This window comes from Gordonibacter sp. RACS_AR49 (assembly GCF_030418435.1).
Classification (GTDB): Bacteria; Actinomycetota; Coriobacteriia; order Coriobacteriales; family Eggerthellaceae; genus Gordonibacter; species Gordonibacter urolithinfaciens.
On sequence record NZ_JAIUDM010000001.1, the window covers coordinates 967838 to 985522 of the forward strand.

Here is a 17685-nt window from a genome sequence, read left to right on the forward strand (position 1 = left end):
GCCGTGTGCCGCGCCTTCGCTCCGCGTGCTTCCGAATGCCTCTCACCGTCTGCCTTGCAGCGCACGGTCGCGCAGCAGGATGACGGAACCTACCGCGCCCTTCCTTATTATTCCTATCGATACCTCTAGCACATGGGTTTGCCCGTGGTGCTGCGACGTGTCGGAATCCGACATGACGTGCCCGCTGTCGGCAAGGCCATGTGCGCCACTGCGCGGGCTTCTCTCCACTGCACAGTTACACGTGAAACATTTGTACGCATTGTAAGATGGTGCGGCAAGGGTTTCACGTGAAACAAGCTGGAGCAACGGCCCGGACTCAACGTAAAGCGAACGTGGCGGGGCGACCCGCATGAGACGATAGGGAACTACCAATGATCGAAAAGATATGCATGGTGCTCATTTTCGTGGGCGTGGCGGTGGGTGTGGGCATCTACTGCCGACGCCACACCGGCACCGTCGACGGCTTCATTCTGGGCGGCCGCAACGTGGGGCCGTGGCTCTCCGCGTTCGCGTTCGGCACGAGCTACTTCTCCGCCGTCATCTTCGTGGGATACGCCGGTCAGTTCGGCTGGAAGTACGGCATCGCCGCCACGTGGATCGGCATCGGCAACGCCATCCTCGGCAGCTTGCTGGCCTGGTGGGTGCTCGGCCCGCGCACACGCGAGATGACGCACCGCCTGGGCGCGTCCACGATGCCCGAGTTCTTCGGCGCGCGCTTCCAGTCGAAGGGCTTGCGCATCGCGGCCGCGGCCATCATCTTCGTGTTCCTCATCCCGTACACGGCGAGCGTCTACAACGGCCTGTCGCGTCTATTCGGCATGGCGTTCGGGCTGCCCTACGAGTGGTGCGTCATCGGCATGGCCGTTATCACCTGCATCTACGTGGTGCTGGGCGGCTACATGGCCACCGTCATGAACGACTTCATCCAGGGCATCGTCATGCTGCTAGGCATCGTGGCGGTCATCGTGGCCGTGCTGGTGAATAACGGCGGCTTCACCGAGGCCATCACCACGCTCTCGCTCATTCCAGCCGAGGGGTCCGAGATGGCCGGCCCGTTCGTGAGCTTCTTCGGGCCGAACCTGCCCGACCTCATCGGCGTCATCATTCTCACCAGCCTGGGCACGTGGGGCCTGCCGCAGATGGTGCAGAAGTTCTACGCCATCAAGAGCGGCCCCGCCATCAAGCAGGGCGCCATCATCTCCACGGTGTTCGCCATGATCGTGGCCGGCGGCAGCTACTTCTTGGGCGGGTTCGGCCGCCTGTACGGCGGGCAGGTGGAGATGACGGCCGCCGGAACGCCGGTGTACGACTCCATCATCCCCACCATGCTGTCCACGCTGCCCGACCTGCTCATCGGTATCGTGATCGTGCTGGTGCTGAGCGCGTCCATGTCCACGCTGTCGTCGCTCGTGCTCACGTCGTCGTCCACGCTCACGCTCGACCTCATCAAGGACAACCTCGTTAAGAACATGAGCGAGAAGAAGCAGCTGTCGTACATGCGCGTGCTGCTGGTGGTGTTCATCGTGATCTCGGCGGTGTTGGCGCTCGTGCAGTACAACTCGTCCATCACGTTCATCGCGCAGCTCATGTCCATCAGCTGGGGCGCGCTGGCCGGTTCGTTCTTGGGCCCGTTTTTCTGGGGGCTGTTCTCCAAGCGCATCTCGCGGCCGGCCGTGTGGGCCAGCTTCATCGTGGGTGTGGGCCTGACCACAGGGAACATGATCGCCGGGTTCGTGGGCACGGCGTTCATCGCCAGCCCCATCAATTGCGGCGCCATCGCCATGGTGCTGTCGCTGGTCATCGTTCCGGTGGTGAGCCTGTTCACGAAGCGCGTGGACTTCGAGGTGGACCCGCCGCGCGTGGAGGGTGCCATCGACCGCGAGTACGAGCAGGAGCTGGAAGCGGAATAGGGCTGAGCGGCCGCCCCGCGCGAGGGGCGGCAGACGCGCTCCCAGCGCGGGCATGCTCGGGCTGGGAGCGCGGTCGCGCCGTCTCATTCGCCTGTCGCACGAACGGATGCTTCATGAGAACCATCCGTTCGGCGGGCACGGAGCGGAAGCGCCCGCGGACGTCGCGGGCAGTGGTCGGCGTTTTTTCATTTGCTCGCCATTTGCTTTTCTGGAAGCGCTCGATGCCTTGCGCCGAGCGCTCCGAGGTTGATTCGCCTTCCGCAGCGCTTCTGACCGCGAGCGCTGCGGCCGTTTCCGCTCCAAATCCGCCCCGAATCTCATTTGCCCGCCATTTGCTTAGCTCTCCGCGTTAACGCGTGTCTCGCATGAATCACGCGTCCGGCCGCTCCAAAAGGAACAATTCGGTGACGGCGGGGCGTCGAACGCTATACTATCTGATGACCGCACTCATCCTCCCGTACCCCGTCGGAAGCCCACCTATGCTCTTCACGCTGATCCTCATATACTTTCCCGCGCTGGTGTTCGGGTTCCTGTTCATAAAAAACTACCGCAAGGAGCCGCGCCAGTTCCGCAACGCCTTGTACTTCCTGCTGTTGTGCCTGTTCGCGCTCTATGGCTTGTCCATCCAGTTCGAGCTGCCGTGGCTCGTGCTCATCGGGTTCGCCGCTATCCCCTTCGGCACGGTAGCGCTTGTCGTGTTTCTAACGGCGAACACGTTCGTGGTGGTGAGGCGCGAGGGGCTCAGCTTGTCGCATTTGCTGCCGGGGCTCCTGGCGCTCGGGATCGTGACGGCTTGCGTTGGCGGGCCGGTTCTCCTGCTTGTACAGGCGTCCCCGTTGCTTTTGGCGCTGTATCTGCTCGTGCTGATGGAAGGCTCGTACGTGGCGTTCACGTTTGCGGCGCTGCTGCTCTATTCATGGCTGTACCGTCGACTGCCGAAGCGCCGCGACTACGACTACATCGTCGTGCACGGCGCGGGCCTGTCGGGAACGAAGCCCACGCCGCTGCTGGCCGCGCGCCTCGACAAGGCCGTCGAGCTCTGGGAGGCCGACGGGCGCCGCGCGGTCATCATCGGGTCGGGCGGTCAAGGCGCCGACGAGGCCGTGTCGGAAGCGGAGGCCATGCGCACGTACCTCGTCGAGGAGCGCGGCGTGCCTGCCGACGCCATCATCGAGGAGGACCGTTCGACCACCACGATGGAGAACCTGCGCAACTCCAAGGCCATCATGGACGCGCGATCGGGCGCGGGCGCGTACCGCGCAGCCGTGGTGACCAGCGATTACCACGTGTTCCGCACCGCCGAGTACGCGCACAAGATCGGGCTCGCCGCCGACGGCGTGGGCAGCAAGACCGCGCGCTACTTCTGGCCCACCGCATTCATCCGCGAGTTCGTGGCCGTCAGCAACGCCCATCGCTGGCCGTTCGTGGCGATCTTCGTGCTCTGGCTTCCCTTCGCCGCCGTCGCGCTGCTCCAGCTCTAAGCATCCCAGCTGCGGCCACCCTCCTGGCCGCAAGCCGCAAGCGCCGCGATCAACCGCTGTCCGTGCCGGCGCAAAAGCGGTATTCGCGCTGCTCGCGACGCTTCCATATCGTATACTAGGGCGCATGACTCGAGCGCCGCACTCGTCGGCGCTGACGGATCCGATGCGACTGAAGGGGACGCATATGGAAGGCTTCGACCTTATCAGCACGGGCGTGTGGTCCATCATCCCGCCCATCCTGGCGCTGGCCCTGGCGCTCATCACGAAGGAGGTGTACTCCTCGCTCGCCATCGGCGTGTTCACCGGCATGGTTATCTACCAGTTCAGCCTCAACGGCGCCGGGTTCGAGCAGCTGGTGGACTCGTTCACCATGGTTCCGCAGATGATGGCCGAGCAGATAGCCGGCAACGGGGCGCTGCTCTTGTTCCTTGCGTTGTTGGGCGCGCTCGTGGTGGTCATTGCCGGAGCGGGTGGTTCGCGCGCGTACGGCGAGTGGGTGGCCACGCATATCAAGAACGCGAAGATGGCGCAGATCCTCACGGCGGTTCTCGGCATCATCATCTTCGTGGACGACTACTTCAACTGCCTCACGGTGGGCGCGGTCATGCGCCCCGTGACCGACCGCTTCAAGATCAGCCACGAGAAGCTCGCGTGGATCATCGACTCCACGGCCGCGCCCATCTGCATCATCGCGCCTGTGTCTTCGTGGGCCGTGGCCGTGGGCGGCTACCTGGGCGAGGGAGGCTTTACCACGTTCGTCCAGTCCATCCCGTACAACTTCTACGCGCTGCTCACCATCGTGTTCGTGTTCTTCATGTGCGCCACCAAGAAGGACTTCGGCCCCATGCGCGTGGCCGAGGCCGAGTTCCAAGACGAGGGCGCCAAGCAGGATATCCCCCCGAAGGACAGCGCGCTCGAGGCCATGGCGACCGTCGGCCTTTCCGACCGGGAGGCCGCCGACACGCTGCCGCCGTTCAACATGGAGACGGTGGTGGCCGAGCGCGACGAGCTGGACGAGGCGGCGCAGACGGCGGTGGAGGAGTTCAAGGGCATCGCCATCTCCGAGAAGGGCCGCGTGTTCGACCTCATCGTGCCCATCGTGGTGCTCATCATCTTCTCCATCTTGGGGATGCTGTACGCGGGAGGGTTCTTCAAGGGCGTCGACTTCGCCACCGCCGTGGGCGAGAATCCGGTGTTCGGCCTGTGCATCGGCGTGTGCGTTTCGCTCGTGGTGGCCGCTATCATGTTCCTGCCGCGCAAGCTCATGACGCTTTCCGGGTACATGGAGGGCATCTCCGAGGGCGTGCGCTCCATGGTGGGCGCCATCATGATCCTCGTGCTGGCGTGGAGCCTCGGCGGCACGTGCCGCTACCTGCTGGGCACGGGCGAGTTCGTGAGCGGTTTCCTGAACAGCATCGGCGTGGGGCTGGCTCTGTTGCCGGCCGTGATCTTCGTGGTGGCCGCGTTCATCGGGTTCGCCATGGGCACGTCCTGGGGCACCATCGCGCTCATCCTGCCCATCGTGATCGGTGTCTTCCCCGCCGACAACCCGCTGTTCCTGGTGGCCATCGGCGCCACGCTGGGCGGCGCGGTGTACGGCGACCACGTGTCGCCCATCTCGGACACCACCATCCTGTCGTCGGCCGGCGCGCAGTGCAACCACCTGCGCCACGTGGCCACGCAGCTGCCGTACGCGTCGGTGGTGGCCGTGATCTGCCTGGTGGGCTATCTCATTGCCGGGTTCACGGGCAATCCTTGGATCTCGCTTGCCGTGGGCGCCGTGCTCATGGTGGCGGCCGTGCTGGTGCTGAACAAGTCCAGGTACGGGGCTTTGAAGGACTAGCGCGCCTCTGCCGTTGCTTGTTTTGCCGGGCCGTGCGCCGCGAAGAGGCGCACGGCCTGTTTTTCAGAAGCCCCGACTGGTTCGGTCGAAATGACGAAAAACCAGGAGGGGGGCATTCCGGCCGTTCGTGCATCCCCGCCGTCTACGCGTGGACGATGCGGGCAAGTGGGCGGTCGTGCGGTTCGCAGGGCACGGCTGGCACCCGTTGCTCGTCGAAGGCCACGCCCACGACCAGCGCGTCGTCCCGGAGAAGGGGGAGAAGGCGGTCGTAGTTGCCGCCGCCGTAGCCAAGCCGATTCCCCGCATCGTCGAAAGCTACGAGCGGCACCGCCACTGCATCGAGGTCGGCGGGCTCCGCTTCCTCGTAGCCTCCGTCGGACAGCGCGGCGCAGGGCAGACAGCGCAGCGGGCTGTCCAGGAATGCCGTGCGCGCCTGATCGAGGCGCTCGCGGGGCACGCGGTAGAATGCCATGCGGCTTGGCTCCCGATCATCCGCCCCTGCGCGCACCATGCAGGGGAAGCACACGTCCCACCCGCGCGCGAAGGCGGCGTGAACGAACGCTTGCAGGTCCACCTCGCTGCGCATGGCGGCGTACACGGCAATGCATGGCGGGCGGCCGAAGTTCCGATATGTCCGAACTTCATGTGCCGGTCTCTGCTGGTTCGCTCCCGCGGAATCACCGGCGGGAGGGCATGTTCTGCCGGTGCCGGTGTCCGGCGCGCAGGCTTCCTCAACCAATCGTTCAAGCGCGCGGCAAATCGTCGCGGACTTGTGCGCCCGCGTTTGCGCATCCAGTGCGTCGCGCCTTCCGAGCACGTCTGCGCGCATGTTTTTCTTCTCGTCCATGTCGCCAGTATAACACCGCGGCAACGCCGGTAATGGACGGCTGCATTCGATGGCCCAGATAGTTAACGATAGTCGATAACTGCAGGTCAAGATTGCGTAGACGTAACCGTTTCCATTCGATTTGCTATGCAATCGGCTCAATGACCTTGCTATAATCGTTCTGCATTCGGTACACTCGAATCGTCCCGGAACGCCCTGCTGGTCTTCGGAGCGTACATGTTTGAAAGACGCTGTTTTACGGCGTCTTTTGTGTTATTCGGGACATGTTTGAGCATTTAGCGTATATATATGAAAGTCGCTTATAGCAGGCACCTTAGCCTACCGAAAGCAGCGGCGAGTTAGGAGACATCGTGCAATTCAAGGCATCAACGGACTATGGCATGCGCGCCATCCTGTACCTGGCCGCACAGGGTACCACGTGCTCCTCCAAAGACATCGCGCAGGACATGTCCATACCGCGTGATTATCTCATCCAGCTGGCCCAGTTGCTGCGCAACGCGGGCCTCATCGAGGCGCGGCCGGGCAAGCACGGCGGCTATCGGCTGGCTAAGGAGCCGTCCGATATCACCGTGCTGCAGATCATGAAGGCGCTCGAGGAAGATGCGAAGGCCTCCACCCGCGCCAAGCGCTCGTCCCGCAAGGGCGGAGCCATGGTGCAGGGCGTGAAGCAGACCTACCAGCTTATCGAGGAGAGCTTCGACGCCTACCTGGACAGCCTGACCATCGAGATGCTGCTCGAAAGCGTGAAGAACGGCGACAACCGCCGCCTCTTCCTGGCCGAGCGCCTCGAGGACGAGGGCAAGCGCCTCGCCGAGAACGCCTAGCGTCTGAAAGACGCGCCCCGTAAGTCGGCCGTCTATGCCGCCTGCCGGCGTGCTCGGCGATATTCCGCTGCCCTGGGCTCCTTAGGCGCCCTGTGCAGCTTGCCGTTGCGGAAGGCTGCATCGGCCCCAGTGCCGATTGCCATCCTGGCCTCGCGCTCCTAGCCGATGCCCAGCATCTGCATGACCAGCAGCGCTGCCGTAAGCACGGTGACGATGCCCAAGGTCAGCCAGATGAGCACGCGGGAAACCGGGCGCGTGCGGTATGCGCCCATCACGCGCTTATCGGCCGAGATGATGGCCATGAATACCAGCAGCACCGGCAAGATGAGGCCGTTCACGAACTGCGCCGTGAGCATGACCCCCATGAGGTCGATTCCCGGGATGAGCACCACGATGGCCGAGAACGCAATCACGAACGTGAAGATGCTCTTGAACAGCGGCGCCTCCCTCCACTTGAACGACACGCCTGCCTCCCAGCCGAACGCCTCGCAGATCACGAACGACGTGGTAAGCGGCAGCACGCACGCTGCCAAGAACGATGCGGCTATGAGTCCGATGGCGAACAGCGCCTCGGCGTAGTGTCCCGCGAACGGCGCCAGGGCCGATGCGGCGTCGGCGGCCGATTCTATCTCGATGCCCTGCGGGAACAGCACGGCGCCCGTGGTCACGATGATGAACCACGCCACGAGGCACGCGGCGATAGTGCCGGCGATCACGTCCACCTTTTGCGAGAAGAAGTCCTTCACGCCCACGCCCTTCTCGACCACGTTGCTCTGGGCGAAGAACATCATCCACGGAGCGATGGTGGTGCCGATCATGGCGATGACGAGCGAGACGAAGCTCGTGTCGCTTACCACGTGCGGCACTACGGTGCTGACCAGCGCATTGTCCCAGTCAGGCTGTGCCATGAACGCAGCCACGATGTACGTGACGAACACGAGCGACAGCACGAGGAACACCTTCTCCACCCGCTTGTAGCTGCCGCCCACCACCAAGAGCCATACGGCCACGGCTGCCACCGGAACGGCCAGGTACTTCGACACGCCGAACATCTCCATGCCGCTGGCGATGCCGGCGAACTCCGAGAACGTGGTGGCCACGTTGCCGACGAGCAGCGCCAGCATGGCCAGCGCGGTCAGGCGAATGCCGAAACGCTCGCGGATGAGCGCTGCGAAGCCCTTGCCCGTGACGGCGCCCATGCGGGCAGCCGTCATCTGCACCACGATGAGCAGCACGCACATGATGGGTATGACCCAGAGCGTCGCGTAGCCGAACTTCGCACCTACGGTGGAGTACGTGGAAATGCCGCCTGCGTCGTTGCCGGCCATGGCCGTGACCACGCCGGGACCGAGCGCGGCCAGCAGCAGCCACAGCTTGCTCGGCTTCTTCTCGGCGGGCATTTGGGCGGGATCGGCGCCCCCCTCCACGGCATCGGCGGGCACGGCGCGCGCAGACGCCTTGCCCTCGTCTCCAGCCTTCGTCATCTTGAAGCTGCCCCATTCGCGCTGCGCCCGGCCCGCGCGCTCCTCCCGGTTCCTCACCATCATGGCCTACCTCCCGGCGTAGCCGATGACCTGCAGCAGCACCAGCGTGTACAGTCCCAGGAACAGCAGGGAGGCCAGCACGATACCCACCGCCTTGAGGGCCGTGGCCTTCGTCTTGTCGCCGCTCACGTCCTCTTCGATGGCATCCCAGGCGTCGTCGACGGTGACGATGCCCAGCAGCATGTTGTGCTCGTCCACCACGGGCATGGCGGGAAGCTCGTACTTGAAGATGTCGGCCGCCACGTCCTCTTCCGTCTCGTCGGGCGGCACGGAGATCACGTCCTCGTACATGACGTCGCCCACGGGCCTCGCGTCGTCGGTGAGCACGAGGGTGCGCAGGCTGAGAACGCCCTCGAACTCGTCGTACTCGTCGAGCACGTAGACGTAGTGAACGGTAGGGTGGTCCTCGGGAAGCTCGCGCAGCACCTCGATGACCTCGCCGACGGTGTCGGTGGCGTGCACGGACACGAACTGCGTGGTCATCATGCCGCCGGCCGTGCCGTCCTTGTAGCCAAGCAGGCGGCGGATCTCGGTGGCGTCCTCCACGCCCATCAGACGCAGCAGCGTCTCCGCCTTCTCGTAGGACAGGTCGCGCACGATGTCGGCCGCGTCGTCCGGGTCCATGCTGCCCAGCAGGCCGGCGGCACGGGCGTCGTCCAAGTCCTCGATGAAGTCGGCCTGGTACTCGTCCTCCATCTCGGAGATGGCCTCGGTGGCCTGGGCGTCGTCCAAGTGCTGGAACACGTTGGCGCGCTGCTGGGGGTCAAGCTGCTCCAAGATGTCGGCCACGTCGGCGGGATGCAGCTCGTCCAGGCGCTTGTGCGTCACGGACAGCTGCACCTCGGACAGGTCGCGGTCGAGCAGGTCCATGTAGTTCCAAGCGATGATCTGCTCGTCGATACGCTTGCCGAATACCTTCGCCACGGCCACCACGGCGCGCTCGAGCCACGGCGCCAGGCCGCGCAGGATGCCGCGTGCCCCCACCTCGGCGCCCAAAAGGCGCAGCTGCGTGCCCGAGATAGAGAGCTTCAGGTCGTTCACGCGCACGACCTTCATGCCCTGCGTGTCCACGATCTGGCGATTCAGAAGGTCGCGCGCCAGCAGGATCTCCTCGGGCTGCAGATAGCTGAAGCGGATGTCGTGGGCCGGCACGGACAGCCTGATGCCGTCCTCGTCGAACTCCTCGACGTACTTGCGCCACGAGATCATGAACGGAACCTTGCCCGGCCCCTGGAAGGCCAGGCTGGTGATGCGGGGGAACACCTCGCCGGTTGAGATGGCCAGGTCGGAGATCGTGCCGATCTTCTCGCCGGTCGCATCGACGACGGGCTTTCCCATCATTTGAGAGAGATAGAGCATGTGAATTCCCTTACGTGTTTGCTCGCAGGCAGTCGTCCTTCGACCGCCGACGTAAGGGAATCGAAGGAGGACTACTTACTGTGAGGTTTCGATTTTCGAACCTTCAACAAAGTCCCTTTCGCTCGACCAATAAAAAAACCGCACGTGCTGCTGCCAGTCGTTGCGGAATGAAAGTGCTGAAATGGTGCGCCGTGAGGGATTCGAACCCCCGACGTACTGATTCGTAGCGCCATCAAGTACGCCATCCACAAGCAAAAGCCGATTTAAGTATGATACATGCAATCAAACCCAGATGCAACGATGATGCAGGAAAACGGCCATATTTCACAAGTTTTCGAAAAAACGGGTGATACCATGCCTCCGCCGCGCCGAGAAGGTTGCCGAGCCAATTTTCGAGCCAATTCCATCGGCGTCGACCAAGACACGAAAAATCAATCATCGAGGCTTCTAGGAGGAGCGCATGGGCTACGAAGTGAGCGGCGTGTCCGTCTGCGGATCGCGATACCGGGCAGATTTCAGGTGGAGAAACGAAGACGGGAGTTTGTCTCCTCGGATAAGGCGCATGCTCTCGGGCACCGACCGCGAAAGTGCCGTCGAGGAAGCCGAATGGATGGCCTTGCACGACCTGTCGCCCATAAGCGACGGCTCAATCTCCTTGGGCGAGGCGATCGAGGAGTACATCGCCTCGAAGGAAGGGGAGGTGTCCCCTCTGACGGCCAAGGGCTACCGTGGCTCTTTGGGCAAGATGGCCCGCGCCTCGCGGAGAATCGTCGCCATGCCTTTGCGGGAGCTCGAACCTTCGCATATTCGCAATTACGAAGATGCGCGGTTGCGAAAAGGCGTATCGCCCAACACGGTGCGCAAGGAGCATTCCCTTATAGCTGCCGCCCTCGACGCGGCGGTGGCTTCGGGCGGAATCAGGAGCAACCCGGCGAGGGAGGTCAGCCCCCCCCCCTTTTTTTTTGAAAAGCGCTTGCGCGAGAGGGCGGTGCCATAAGACGCCGGGCGCGCGCTTTCGATGGTGTCCTCCTTGCAGGGCAGGATCGGGCTGTCTGCATCCCTCGCGGTCGACGCCCGTGCGATGGCATGCCAGGTTGCCGCCTTAGAATGGGGCGATCTCGACTGCGGGTTCGCAGCGGGACGCATTGTGTGGCACATATCGCCCGAGCATGGGGAGGTTGTCGCCTATGCGAAACCGCGAACATTCGAAACATCTCTTGTGACGCGCAAGAAGTTGGATCTGGCCTATGCGGTATCCCGTCGCGAGGGGCGCGCCTGCGCTGGCGACCGGTTGTTCGACATCTTCCCTGAGGCGATGGCTCGAGAGTTCAATGCCGTCGCCAAGGTCGTCGGGCTGAGCGCGTTCTTCTCGATGCTTCTTCAGCTGAGTGGTGACTGAGGTGCATTACGTCAGGGATTCCCTCGTGCAGCGAGGGAAGACGAGTTGGCGCGCGAGCTACCACCCCGTGTTCGATGACTAGACTTTTATCTGTCTTATCTGTCGTGCTATCAGGAGTTCGAGAATTCGCGCCCTTTCTCAGGAGCGGGGATTCTCGGCGTCTTCTTCGGGAACCCATGATGCGCCGAACTCGGCGTCTTTGAACAGGGCCGCCAACCCCGTAATCTGTTTGAGGCGCAGGATCTCGTCCTTGTCCATGCCGAGGTGCTTCGATATCCATGCGTCCGAGCGGCCGAGCTCGTGAAGGTCGGCGACGATTCTGCTCATGAGGTCGACGTTGTGGGATCCCCGTGCGCGGTTGTGCCTGATCGTCGATGCCATGCGGCAGTCGAGCGGCTTGTCGATCACGGATACCGGCAGCATGCCGTTCTCCCTTTCGTGGATGTCGGGGTGCTCGAGCATGACGCGGTAGCGGTGAAATCCGTCCACGATCACGTATTCGTCGCCCGTTTCGTCGAAGTAGCACACGATGGGCATGGTGTAGCCGTCTTCTTTGATGCTGTCGTAAAGCAGATCGAGTTCGGGTGGAGCCACCGAGTTCGGGTTGTACGAATTCGGCTTCACCTTTTCGATCGGTACGGCGATTATGTTGTATACAGGGCTTCTAGGCTCCATTCTCTCCTCGCTTTCCGATTACCGCCCGGTATTCGCGCTTGAGAGCATCGACGCGCCTTTGCTGCTCGCGCGTCAGCCCGAATCCCATGAAGCGGCAGTTGTGGTCGTTCTTCAGGATGCAGTAGCACATTCTCTTCCAGCTGGGGATGTCTTTGGTGCTCTTCACGTCGTCGGTGTGGTCGGGGAGATCGCCCTCGAACACGATGCGGGAGTTCTTGCGAAGGGTATAGTTGGAAACGCCGTTGCGCCTTATGCGGTAGCCGTGCTCCAAGAGCTCGGATATAACCTCTTCGCTCAGGCCTCCGCCCGTTTCGTACCAGAACTCGATCGAAGTTTTGAACTTGCGCACGTAGCTTTCGCGCAGATGGCGGGGGAGCGTTTCGAGCAGGAAGAACGTGAACGATTTCCACGTGTGCCCTTTGGGGAGTTCCAGGTTTCGATATCCCATGGCCTTGGTGCGGCAGTAGATTGCGCCGAAGTTCGCACCCTGCACGCGTCCGACGAGCTTGGCCCATATTTCGGGATCGATCACGCGGTAGAGGTTGAGGCTGTCCTTCGCCGAATCTCCGAAGGGGGAGGCGACTCGCATCTGATCGGGCGAGAGGCCCGCCATGTGGTACAGGTCGTAGAGCCGGTTGTAGTCGTACCCGAAGAGCGCGTTTGCGTGCCAGACGTCGGACACCGACCAGTCGTAAAGGGGGCTTGCGGCCCAAACGTCCTTGAATTGCGAAGTGATCCAGCATTTCCCTTCGTAGCCGTGGCGCTTGTTGAGTATTCCGCTGTAGCGGTGCAGCGATTCGTCGGTGCGGATCCCGAGCAGGCAGACCGTTTTTCCGCCGCCGTGCGCCATCCGGTACCATCTTCCGAACTGCTTGGCGAGGTCTTCTTGGTGCATCCTGTAGCAATAGGTTTCGATGGGGTTCTTTTCGAGGCTGACGACGTAAGGGCGTTCGGGCATGGGACGAACCCATGCGTCCTCCTTCTCGTCGTCCCACGGGTACCAGAACATCTCGTAGCTGCTGAGGGCGGTTCTCGTGGCCATGGGCAGGCACACCCAGTAGGGTTCCGTTTCTCCTTCGATTCTGTCGAAGGTGCGCTCGACGTACTCGGTCGTGGCCGAGTACTGCGCTTCGAAATCCTGATGGAACACGCCGACGATCTTGTTGGGGAAGTGCTTGTTTCTGAAGTCGAGCACCAGGTTGAGCAGAAGGCCGCTGTCCTTGCCTCCAGAGAATGACACGAATACGTTGTCGAACTCTTCGAACACGAACCGAAGACGGTCCTGCAGCGCTTCGAAAACGTTTTGTTCGGTGTATCTTCTGATCATATGGTCGATGCCGTTGGATGCCGTTTTGCGGCTTGCGCGGCGCATTCGCGAAAGCTCCCTTAGACGTTTAGCATAAAATAGTTTTGATTGCCATAAAAACTGACCTATCGGCATCGTTAATCTACGGTTTCATCGATTTAGGGCCTGAGGCCTTGTCGGCAGATGATCCTGGCATGCGGGACGACGATATGGCTGGCATCGCCTCGCGGGGCGAGCGCGCGCTTTCGAACAAGCGATTCCTCGCACGCACGAAGACATCTCATCGCGACTGGATAGGTAAAAACGCCGTCGAGGTCACTCGGCGGCTGCTCTGCTTTCTGCGCGATCTTTGATAGTGATAGCGCATATGCAAAACTGCTATATTGCGGGATTGCGCATCTTCGCATCTTCGCAGAGAACCGAGACGTGGCCGTGGCGCCACGCCGCCCTCGGGCGCCAGGCGCTTATTCCAGCTCGCCGCAACCAGGCTTCGAGCCGTCTTCCCCCATGCTCTTCTTGGCGAGGCGCGCCACCTGCATGACGACCTTCTGCTCCTGGTCGCCGAGCGACGCGAACACCTCCATCAGCTCCTGCGCCCGCAGCGAGCCCGCCGCCTTGACGCGCGAAGGGTTGTCGACCATCTCCCAAGGCTCGGTGAAGGCGTCGTCTTCGGCGACCCCGTAGAAGGCGAGCAACCGGAACATGTCGACCGGGCTTGGGGACGTGGCCCCGCTTTCGTAGCGGTATATGGCCTGGTACGTCTTCCCGATGACCTCGGCCGCCCCCTTCGCGGTGATTCCCGCCTTGGAGCGGTAGTAGCGCATGTAACGCCCGAGCTCTTTCGGGGTAAGGCGTCTATAGTCTCCGGTATTCAAGGATTTTCCTTCTCTAAGGATTCCGCACAGGGCGAACCATGTCGCGCCTGCGGGCGGTTCCCGACGCTCCGGCGTGGCGGCCTCGCGCCTTCTTCCTTCCATTTGATAAATAAAAACCGACGAAGTGGAGCGGGAGCACCGGTCGGAGTGTGGTAAACGCGCAGCGTTTTCCACACGGAGACGCTTGAAGGCGCGGAACGGTCGTGCGGTTGTGGGAAACCCGGAGCGCAGCACAGGGTTTTCCATGGCCGCCAGCAGCCTCCGGGATAGACGAAGCTGGTTCGGCGGATGGCCGAGAGGGAATCGAAGAGGGTTTCCCCTCGGCTCCGATAGCCTATCTGAACAGCTCGTCGTGCGTTCCGGTTCTCTGCATGACCGCCAGATCACCCTTCACGCTCCAGACGAGAAGCCAATCTCCGGCGTTGCACACGTGGCATTCGTTGCTGCCCGACCACTTGCCGGACAGCGTGTGCATGTTGTGGCGCCTTTTCAGCTCCGATATGGACTCGGGGGTGTTCTCGAGAATGAGGGATACGACCTCTTCGAGCGGCTTGATGCTGCGGTGGGACTTGATGATTCTTTTGGTATCGCGCTTGAACGCCGGGGTGTAATCAGGCCTCAGCATCGTCGTTCCTTATCGCGGCGAACATCGCCTCGGCGCTGTCGAAGCCCTTGCGCTCGCCCGCCTCGTAGGCCGCGAAAATCTCTTCCGTCTCCCTGATCGCCTCCAGGCTCTCCTCGTTGGGCTCCTCACTGCGCAGCGTGAGCGGGATGCTCTCGGTGCGGACCATCTGCTTCCAGAAGGCCCTCGTGACGCTGGCGAGGTCGAAGCCGTAATACTCGGCGACGCGCGCCGCATCGCCCTTGAGCGCATCGTCGACCCGTATGGGATACGTCACGGATGCCATAGCATTCTCCTTTCGGTAATGATGTATATATAGCGTATATACATTGTATCACAACCGATTGATTGTATTCAACCATTCGCAACAGCGCATCTTCGCAATTGCGAAACTGCGAAACCGCCATGGGCAAGGATTCGACCGTCGAGGCTGGGACGTTCGAGAAGCGGTGCGCTGCGGGATTCTTGACGAATCTGCTCTTCCCAAGAAGACTGGAAGGCGGCATTTCATTGGAGATGGCCCGATCTCGCCAAGGGTGCCTTGACCCCGCCCCAAGGTCATGGTTTTCCATGGGGATGAAACCCAAGTGGAAAGGAGGATATGGTGAGAAGGCCGGGCGTGTCTGCGCGCTACATCGTTTCGGGGGGAGCGTCCCTCATGGGGAACTCCGTCGCCGGGGTCGTCATGCCCCTCGTCCTCCTTTCGAGAACGGGCGACGTGCTCGCTGCCGGATGCCTCGCCCTGATCTGCGCCGTCCCCCAGGTGCTGGCCGGCATCTTGGGAGGGGCGCTCCTCGACCGCCTGAACCGCAGGGACGTGGCGGTGGCGTCGGATCTCGTGTCGGCCGCCTGCGTCGCCGCCCTGCCCGTGGTCGATGCCGTCGCAGGGCTCTCCTTCGGCTGGTTCGTTCTGTTCGGCGTGCTCGGAGCCGTCGGGGACGTGCCCGGCATGACGGCCCGCGACACCCTGCTTCCCGCAGTGGCCGAGCGCGATCGGCGGGATCTCCAGTCGTTCGTCGGGGTGCAGCAGACGGTGGAGAGCGTCGTGACCGTCGTCGGCCCCGCGTTCGCCGCGATAGCCATGGGTGCCTTCGGGCCGATCAACGCCCTGTGGATCACCTCCGGCCTCTCCGTCTTGGCGGTGCTGGCCATGCTGACCGTCCCGCGCGGCGTCGGAGGGGCGCATCTGCCCTCCCGTGGAAAGGGGCGCGCTCCCCGCCTTCTTCTCCGGGAGGCCCTGAGGGATGCGGGACGGGGCTTCTCCCTCCTCGTGCGGGGCGACCGGCTGCTGCTGTCCTCCGTCGCGCTGGCCTTGCTGCTCGTCATGGCGGTCGGGGGCTTCCAGGGGCTGGTTCTGCCCGCGTACTACTCGTCGATGGGAACGCCGGAGCTCGTCGGCTTCGTCACGTCCGCGTGCTCGCTCGGCACGCTGGTCGGGTCCCTCGTCTACACGCGCTTCGCCCTCGATCTGAGCAGGCGGCTCTGGTACGTGCTCTCGTTCCTGGGCATGAGCTGCGGGATAGCGGTGATCGGCCTGCTGCCCGACCTGCCTCTGATGATCGCCGGCGCGGCGGTGCTGGGCTTCTCGGCGGGGCCTCTCGCGGCGCTGCTCAACTTCTTCGTCTTCGACTCGGTGCCGGAGGTTGACCGGGGATCGGTCCTGGGGACGCAGAACGCCCTGTACCTGGCGGCGTCGCCCGCGTCGATGTTCCTGTGCTCCGCCATGGTGACGGCGTTCGGTTTGAGGGCGGCCTCCCTGCTCCTGATCGCCTCCTGGACCGCGCTGGCCGTGTTCGCGCTTTCGATGAAGACCATGAGGCGCATATAATGGCCCGTGCCGACGAAACGCTCGACGGGAAGGGAGGACGGTCGTGCGAAGCCGAGAGATCGCGGGCGCTGCCGGCGTGACGGTCAAGACCCTGCGCCATTACCATAGGATCGGGCTGCTCCCGGAACCGCCGAGGAGCGAGAATGGGTACCGCGACTACCGCGTCGAGGACCTTGTGCTGCTGCTCCGCATAAGGCGCTTCGCCGACCTCGGCTTCTCCCTGGGGGCCATCCGCTCGCTGATAGCCGAGGAGGGGCGGGCTGACTGCGCGCTGGCGCGCCTGGAAGCCGATCTGGCCGAAGCCGAGGCGGGCATCAGGCGGAAGCTCAGGACGGTCAGGGCCCTGCGCTCGCGCAACGCGCGCGGGGACGAGCCCGAGGCTTTCGCCGACCATCTTCTGGCCTTGCAGCGCCTCGGGGCGGGCGAGAGGCTTCTGTCCCTGGAGAGAGACGAGCTGCTGCTGATGGGCGCGCTGGATTTCGACGGCGACCTGTCGAGCGTGCGGCTCGAGCTGGGAAGGTTCCTGGACGAGCGCTCCCTGACGAAGCGCTACGTCGATCTGGGGGAGCGGATCATGGCCCTCTCGGAAGCCTCGGGCGAGGACGACGTGGAGGGCGCCGTAAGCGAGGGGGAGGCGTTCTGCGAGGAGATCGCCGACTTCCTGCTCGCCCAGGCCGGAAAGCGGGGCGTCGGGGCTCGCGCGGGATCGCGCTCGCCGCGCCTTCTGTACGATGCCGCGGTTGATGCGCTGGAGAGGGGCCTTCTCAACGAGGTGCAGATCGAGGTGTACGGCAGGATAGAGCGATTCGCCTTCGGTATCGTCCGGCGCGCCGCATCGTGAAAAACCGGGTCGTTTTCACGATGATTCGCCTATGCCTTCTCTTCCCTTGCTTACGTGCTGGGAGATAATAAATTGCGCAAGGCCGACGCGGATTCGGCGCGAAACTCGCGTGCTTCTCATACGGATATCGTAAAGATCCACCATGGCCTCGCTTGATCAATATGGAAAATTTTTGAATATTTCGCTTCTTCAAATGGGTATTTTAATCAGGTTAACACTAGCCTTCATCCTGATGGGGGGGGGTATCAGAGAATATGAGCGCGCGTCTTTGCGTTGCGAGCGACATTTTACCTGCCATTCCCTTTATATAATTGCGACGAAGGCATACATG

Annotated in this window: 16 protein-coding genes; 8 read left to right on the forward strand and 8 right to left on the reverse strand. The window is 62.9% G+C overall.

The genetic code is table 11. The annotated features are described in order from the left end of the window. Nucleotides 1-371 precede the first annotated feature (371 nt). The 3 genes from LB310_RS04110 to LB310_RS04120 all read left to right on the forward strand — a co-directional run bounded on the left by LB310_RS04110 (nucleotide 372) and on the right by LB310_RS04120 (nucleotide 5234). A complete protein-coding gene (locus LB310_RS04110) occupies nucleotides 372-1910 on the forward strand; it encodes a sodium:solute symporter (protein WP_278806856.1) in 1539 nt (512 codons plus the stop codon). Between the two features lie 479 nt (nucleotides 1911-2389). Next, the gene (locus LB310_RS04115) at nucleotides 2390-3391 is read left to right on the forward strand and encodes a YdcF family protein (RefSeq protein ID WP_278806858.1); all 1002 of its coding nucleotides are present in this window, start codon (nucleotides 2390-2392) and stop codon (nucleotides 3389-3391) included. A gap of 184 nt (nucleotides 3392-3575) precedes the next feature. Next, nucleotides 3576-5234, forward strand: coding sequence for a Na+/H+ antiporter NhaC family protein (locus LB310_RS04120; RefSeq protein WP_278806859.1), 1659 nt, complete (start codon nucleotides 3576-3578; stop codon nucleotides 5232-5234). Between the two features lie 142 nt (nucleotides 5235-5376). Here the strand turns inward: LB310_RS04120 and LB310_RS04125 are convergent, their stop codons facing one another. Next, a complete protein-coding gene (locus LB310_RS04125; protein ID WP_341461061.1) occupies nucleotides 5377-6081 on the reverse strand; it encodes a 5-formyltetrahydrofolate cyclo-ligase in 705 nt (234 codons plus the stop codon). Nucleotides 6082-6431: 350 nt separating this feature from the next. Here LB310_RS04125 and LB310_RS04130 point away from each other — a divergent pair, with 350 nt between their 5' ends. Continuing rightward, the gene (locus LB310_RS04130; RefSeq protein ID WP_041239157.1) at nucleotides 6432-6905 is read left to right on the forward strand and encodes an Rrf2 family transcriptional regulator; all 474 of its coding nucleotides are present in this window, start codon (nucleotides 6432-6434) and stop codon (nucleotides 6903-6905) included. Nucleotides 6906-7063: 158 nt separating this feature from the next. On the opposite strand, the gene LB310_RS04135 is transcribed toward LB310_RS04130, so the two are convergent. After that, nucleotides 7064-8452, reverse strand: a complete 1389-nt coding sequence (locus LB310_RS04135; RefSeq protein ID WP_278806860.1) for an Nramp family divalent metal transporter — start codon at nucleotides 8450-8452, stop codon at nucleotides 7064-7066. 3 nt (nucleotides 8453-8455) lie between these two features. Beyond that, nucleotides 8456-9808 carry a magnesium transporter gene (locus LB310_RS04140; protein WP_087191196.1) on the reverse strand — a complete coding sequence of 451 codons (1353 nt, stop codon included), beginning with the start codon at nucleotides 9806-9808 and terminating at the stop codon, nucleotides 8456-8458. A 460-nt stretch (nucleotides 9809-10268) separates the two neighbouring features. Between LB310_RS04140 and LB310_RS04145 the strand changes: the two genes are divergently transcribed. Next, the gene (locus LB310_RS04145; protein WP_301154578.1) at nucleotides 10269-10805 is read left to right on the forward strand and encodes a phage integrase SAM-like domain-containing protein; all 537 of its coding nucleotides are present in this window, start codon (nucleotides 10269-10271) and stop codon (nucleotides 10803-10805) included. A 33-nt stretch (nucleotides 10806-10838) separates the two neighbouring features. Continuing rightward, nucleotides 10839-11207 carry a hypothetical protein gene (locus tag LB310_RS04150; protein WP_278806861.1) on the forward strand — a complete coding sequence of 123 codons (369 nt, stop codon included), beginning with the start codon at nucleotides 10839-10841 and terminating at the stop codon, nucleotides 11205-11207. 138 nt (nucleotides 11208-11345) lie between these two features. On the opposite strand, the gene LB310_RS04155 is transcribed toward LB310_RS04150, so the two are convergent. The 5 genes from LB310_RS04155 to LB310_RS04175 form a co-directional block, all read right to left on the reverse strand. Continuing rightward, complete coding sequence (locus LB310_RS04155; protein ID WP_278806862.1) at nucleotides 11346-11882, reverse strand: ParB/RepB/Spo0J family partition protein; 537 nt, start codon at nucleotides 11880-11882, stop codon at nucleotides 11346-11348. Beyond that, nucleotides 11872-13254 (reverse strand): phosphoadenosine phosphosulfate reductase, encoded by a 1383-nt coding sequence (locus tag LB310_RS04160; RefSeq protein WP_278806863.1) that lies wholly within the window; start codon nucleotides 13252-13254, stop codon nucleotides 11872-11874. The genes LB310_RS04155 and LB310_RS04160 overlap by 11 nt, the downstream gene beginning before the upstream one ends. Nucleotides 13255-13652: 398 nt before the next feature. Beyond that, a complete protein-coding gene (locus LB310_RS04165) occupies nucleotides 13653-14063 on the reverse strand; it encodes a helix-turn-helix transcriptional regulator (RefSeq protein WP_301154579.1) in 411 nt (136 codons plus the stop codon). A gap of 334 nt (nucleotides 14064-14397) precedes the next feature. After that, nucleotides 14398-14688 (reverse strand): type II toxin-antitoxin system YafQ family toxin, encoded by a 291-nt coding sequence (locus LB310_RS04170; RefSeq protein ID WP_278806864.1) that lies wholly within the window; start codon nucleotides 14686-14688, stop codon nucleotides 14398-14400. Further along, complete coding sequence (locus LB310_RS04175) at nucleotides 14675-14971, reverse strand: type II toxin-antitoxin system RelB/DinJ family antitoxin (RefSeq protein WP_278806865.1); 297 nt, start codon at nucleotides 14969-14971, stop codon at nucleotides 14675-14677. The genes LB310_RS04170 and LB310_RS04175 overlap by 14 nt, the downstream gene beginning before the upstream one ends. A 315-nt stretch (nucleotides 14972-15286) precedes the next feature. On the opposite strand from LB310_RS04175, the gene LB310_RS04180 reads away from it, so the two are divergent. Next, nucleotides 15287-16513 (forward strand): MFS transporter, encoded by a 1227-nt coding sequence (locus LB310_RS04180; RefSeq protein WP_367316799.1) that lies wholly within the window; start codon nucleotides 15287-15289, stop codon nucleotides 16511-16513. Nucleotides 16514-16556: 43 nt separating this feature from the next. Further along, complete coding sequence (locus LB310_RS04185; protein ID WP_278806868.1) at nucleotides 16557-17354, forward strand: MerR family transcriptional regulator; 798 nt, start codon at nucleotides 16557-16559, stop codon at nucleotides 17352-17354. Nucleotides 17355-17685: the final 331 nt, after the last annotated feature.

Bases quoted from the DNA above. Each gene is read 5' to 3' on its own strand.
- LB310_RS04110 (WP_278806856.1), top strand. From the start codon at position 372: ATGATCGAAAAGATATGCATGGTGCTCATTTTCGTGGGCGTGGCGGTG.
- LB310_RS04115 (WP_278806858.1), top strand. From the start codon at position 2,390: ATGCTCTTCACGCTGATCCTCATATACTTTCCCGCGCTGGTGTTCGGG.
- LB310_RS04120 (WP_278806859.1), top strand. From the start codon at position 3,576: ATGGAAGGCTTCGACCTTATCAGCACGGGCGTGTGGTCCATCATCCCG.
- LB310_RS04125 (WP_341461061.1), bottom strand. From the start codon at position 6,081: ATGGACGAGAAGAAAAACATGCGCGCAGACGTGCTCGGAAGGCGCGAC.
- LB310_RS04135 (WP_278806860.1), bottom strand. From the start codon at position 8,452: ATGATGGTGAGGAACCGGGAGGAGCGCGCGGGCCGGGCGCAGCGCGAA.
- LB310_RS04140 (WP_087191196.1), bottom strand. From the start codon at position 9,808: ATGCTCTATCTCTCTCAAATGATGGGAAAGCCCGTCGTCGATGCGACC.
- LB310_RS04145 (WP_301154578.1), top strand. From the start codon at position 10,269: ATGGGCTACGAAGTGAGCGGCGTGTCCGTCTGCGGATCGCGATACCGG.
- LB310_RS04155 (WP_278806862.1), bottom strand. From the start codon at position 11,882: ATGGAGCCTAGAAGCCCTGTATACAACATAATCGCCGTACCGATCGAA.
- LB310_RS04160 (WP_278806863.1), bottom strand. From the start codon at position 13,254: ATGCGCCGCGCAAGCCGCAAAACGGCATCCAACGGCATCGACCATATG.
- LB310_RS04170 (WP_278806864.1), bottom strand. From the start codon at position 14,688: ATGCTGAGGCCTGATTACACCCCGGCGTTCAAGCGCGATACCAAAAGA.
- LB310_RS04175 (WP_278806865.1), bottom strand. From the start codon at position 14,971: ATGGCATCCGTGACGTATCCCATACGGGTCGACGATGCGCTCAAGGGC.
- LB310_RS04180 (WP_367316799.1), top strand. From the start codon at position 15,287: ATGGTGAGAAGGCCGGGCGTGTCTGCGCGCTACATCGTTTCGGGGGGA.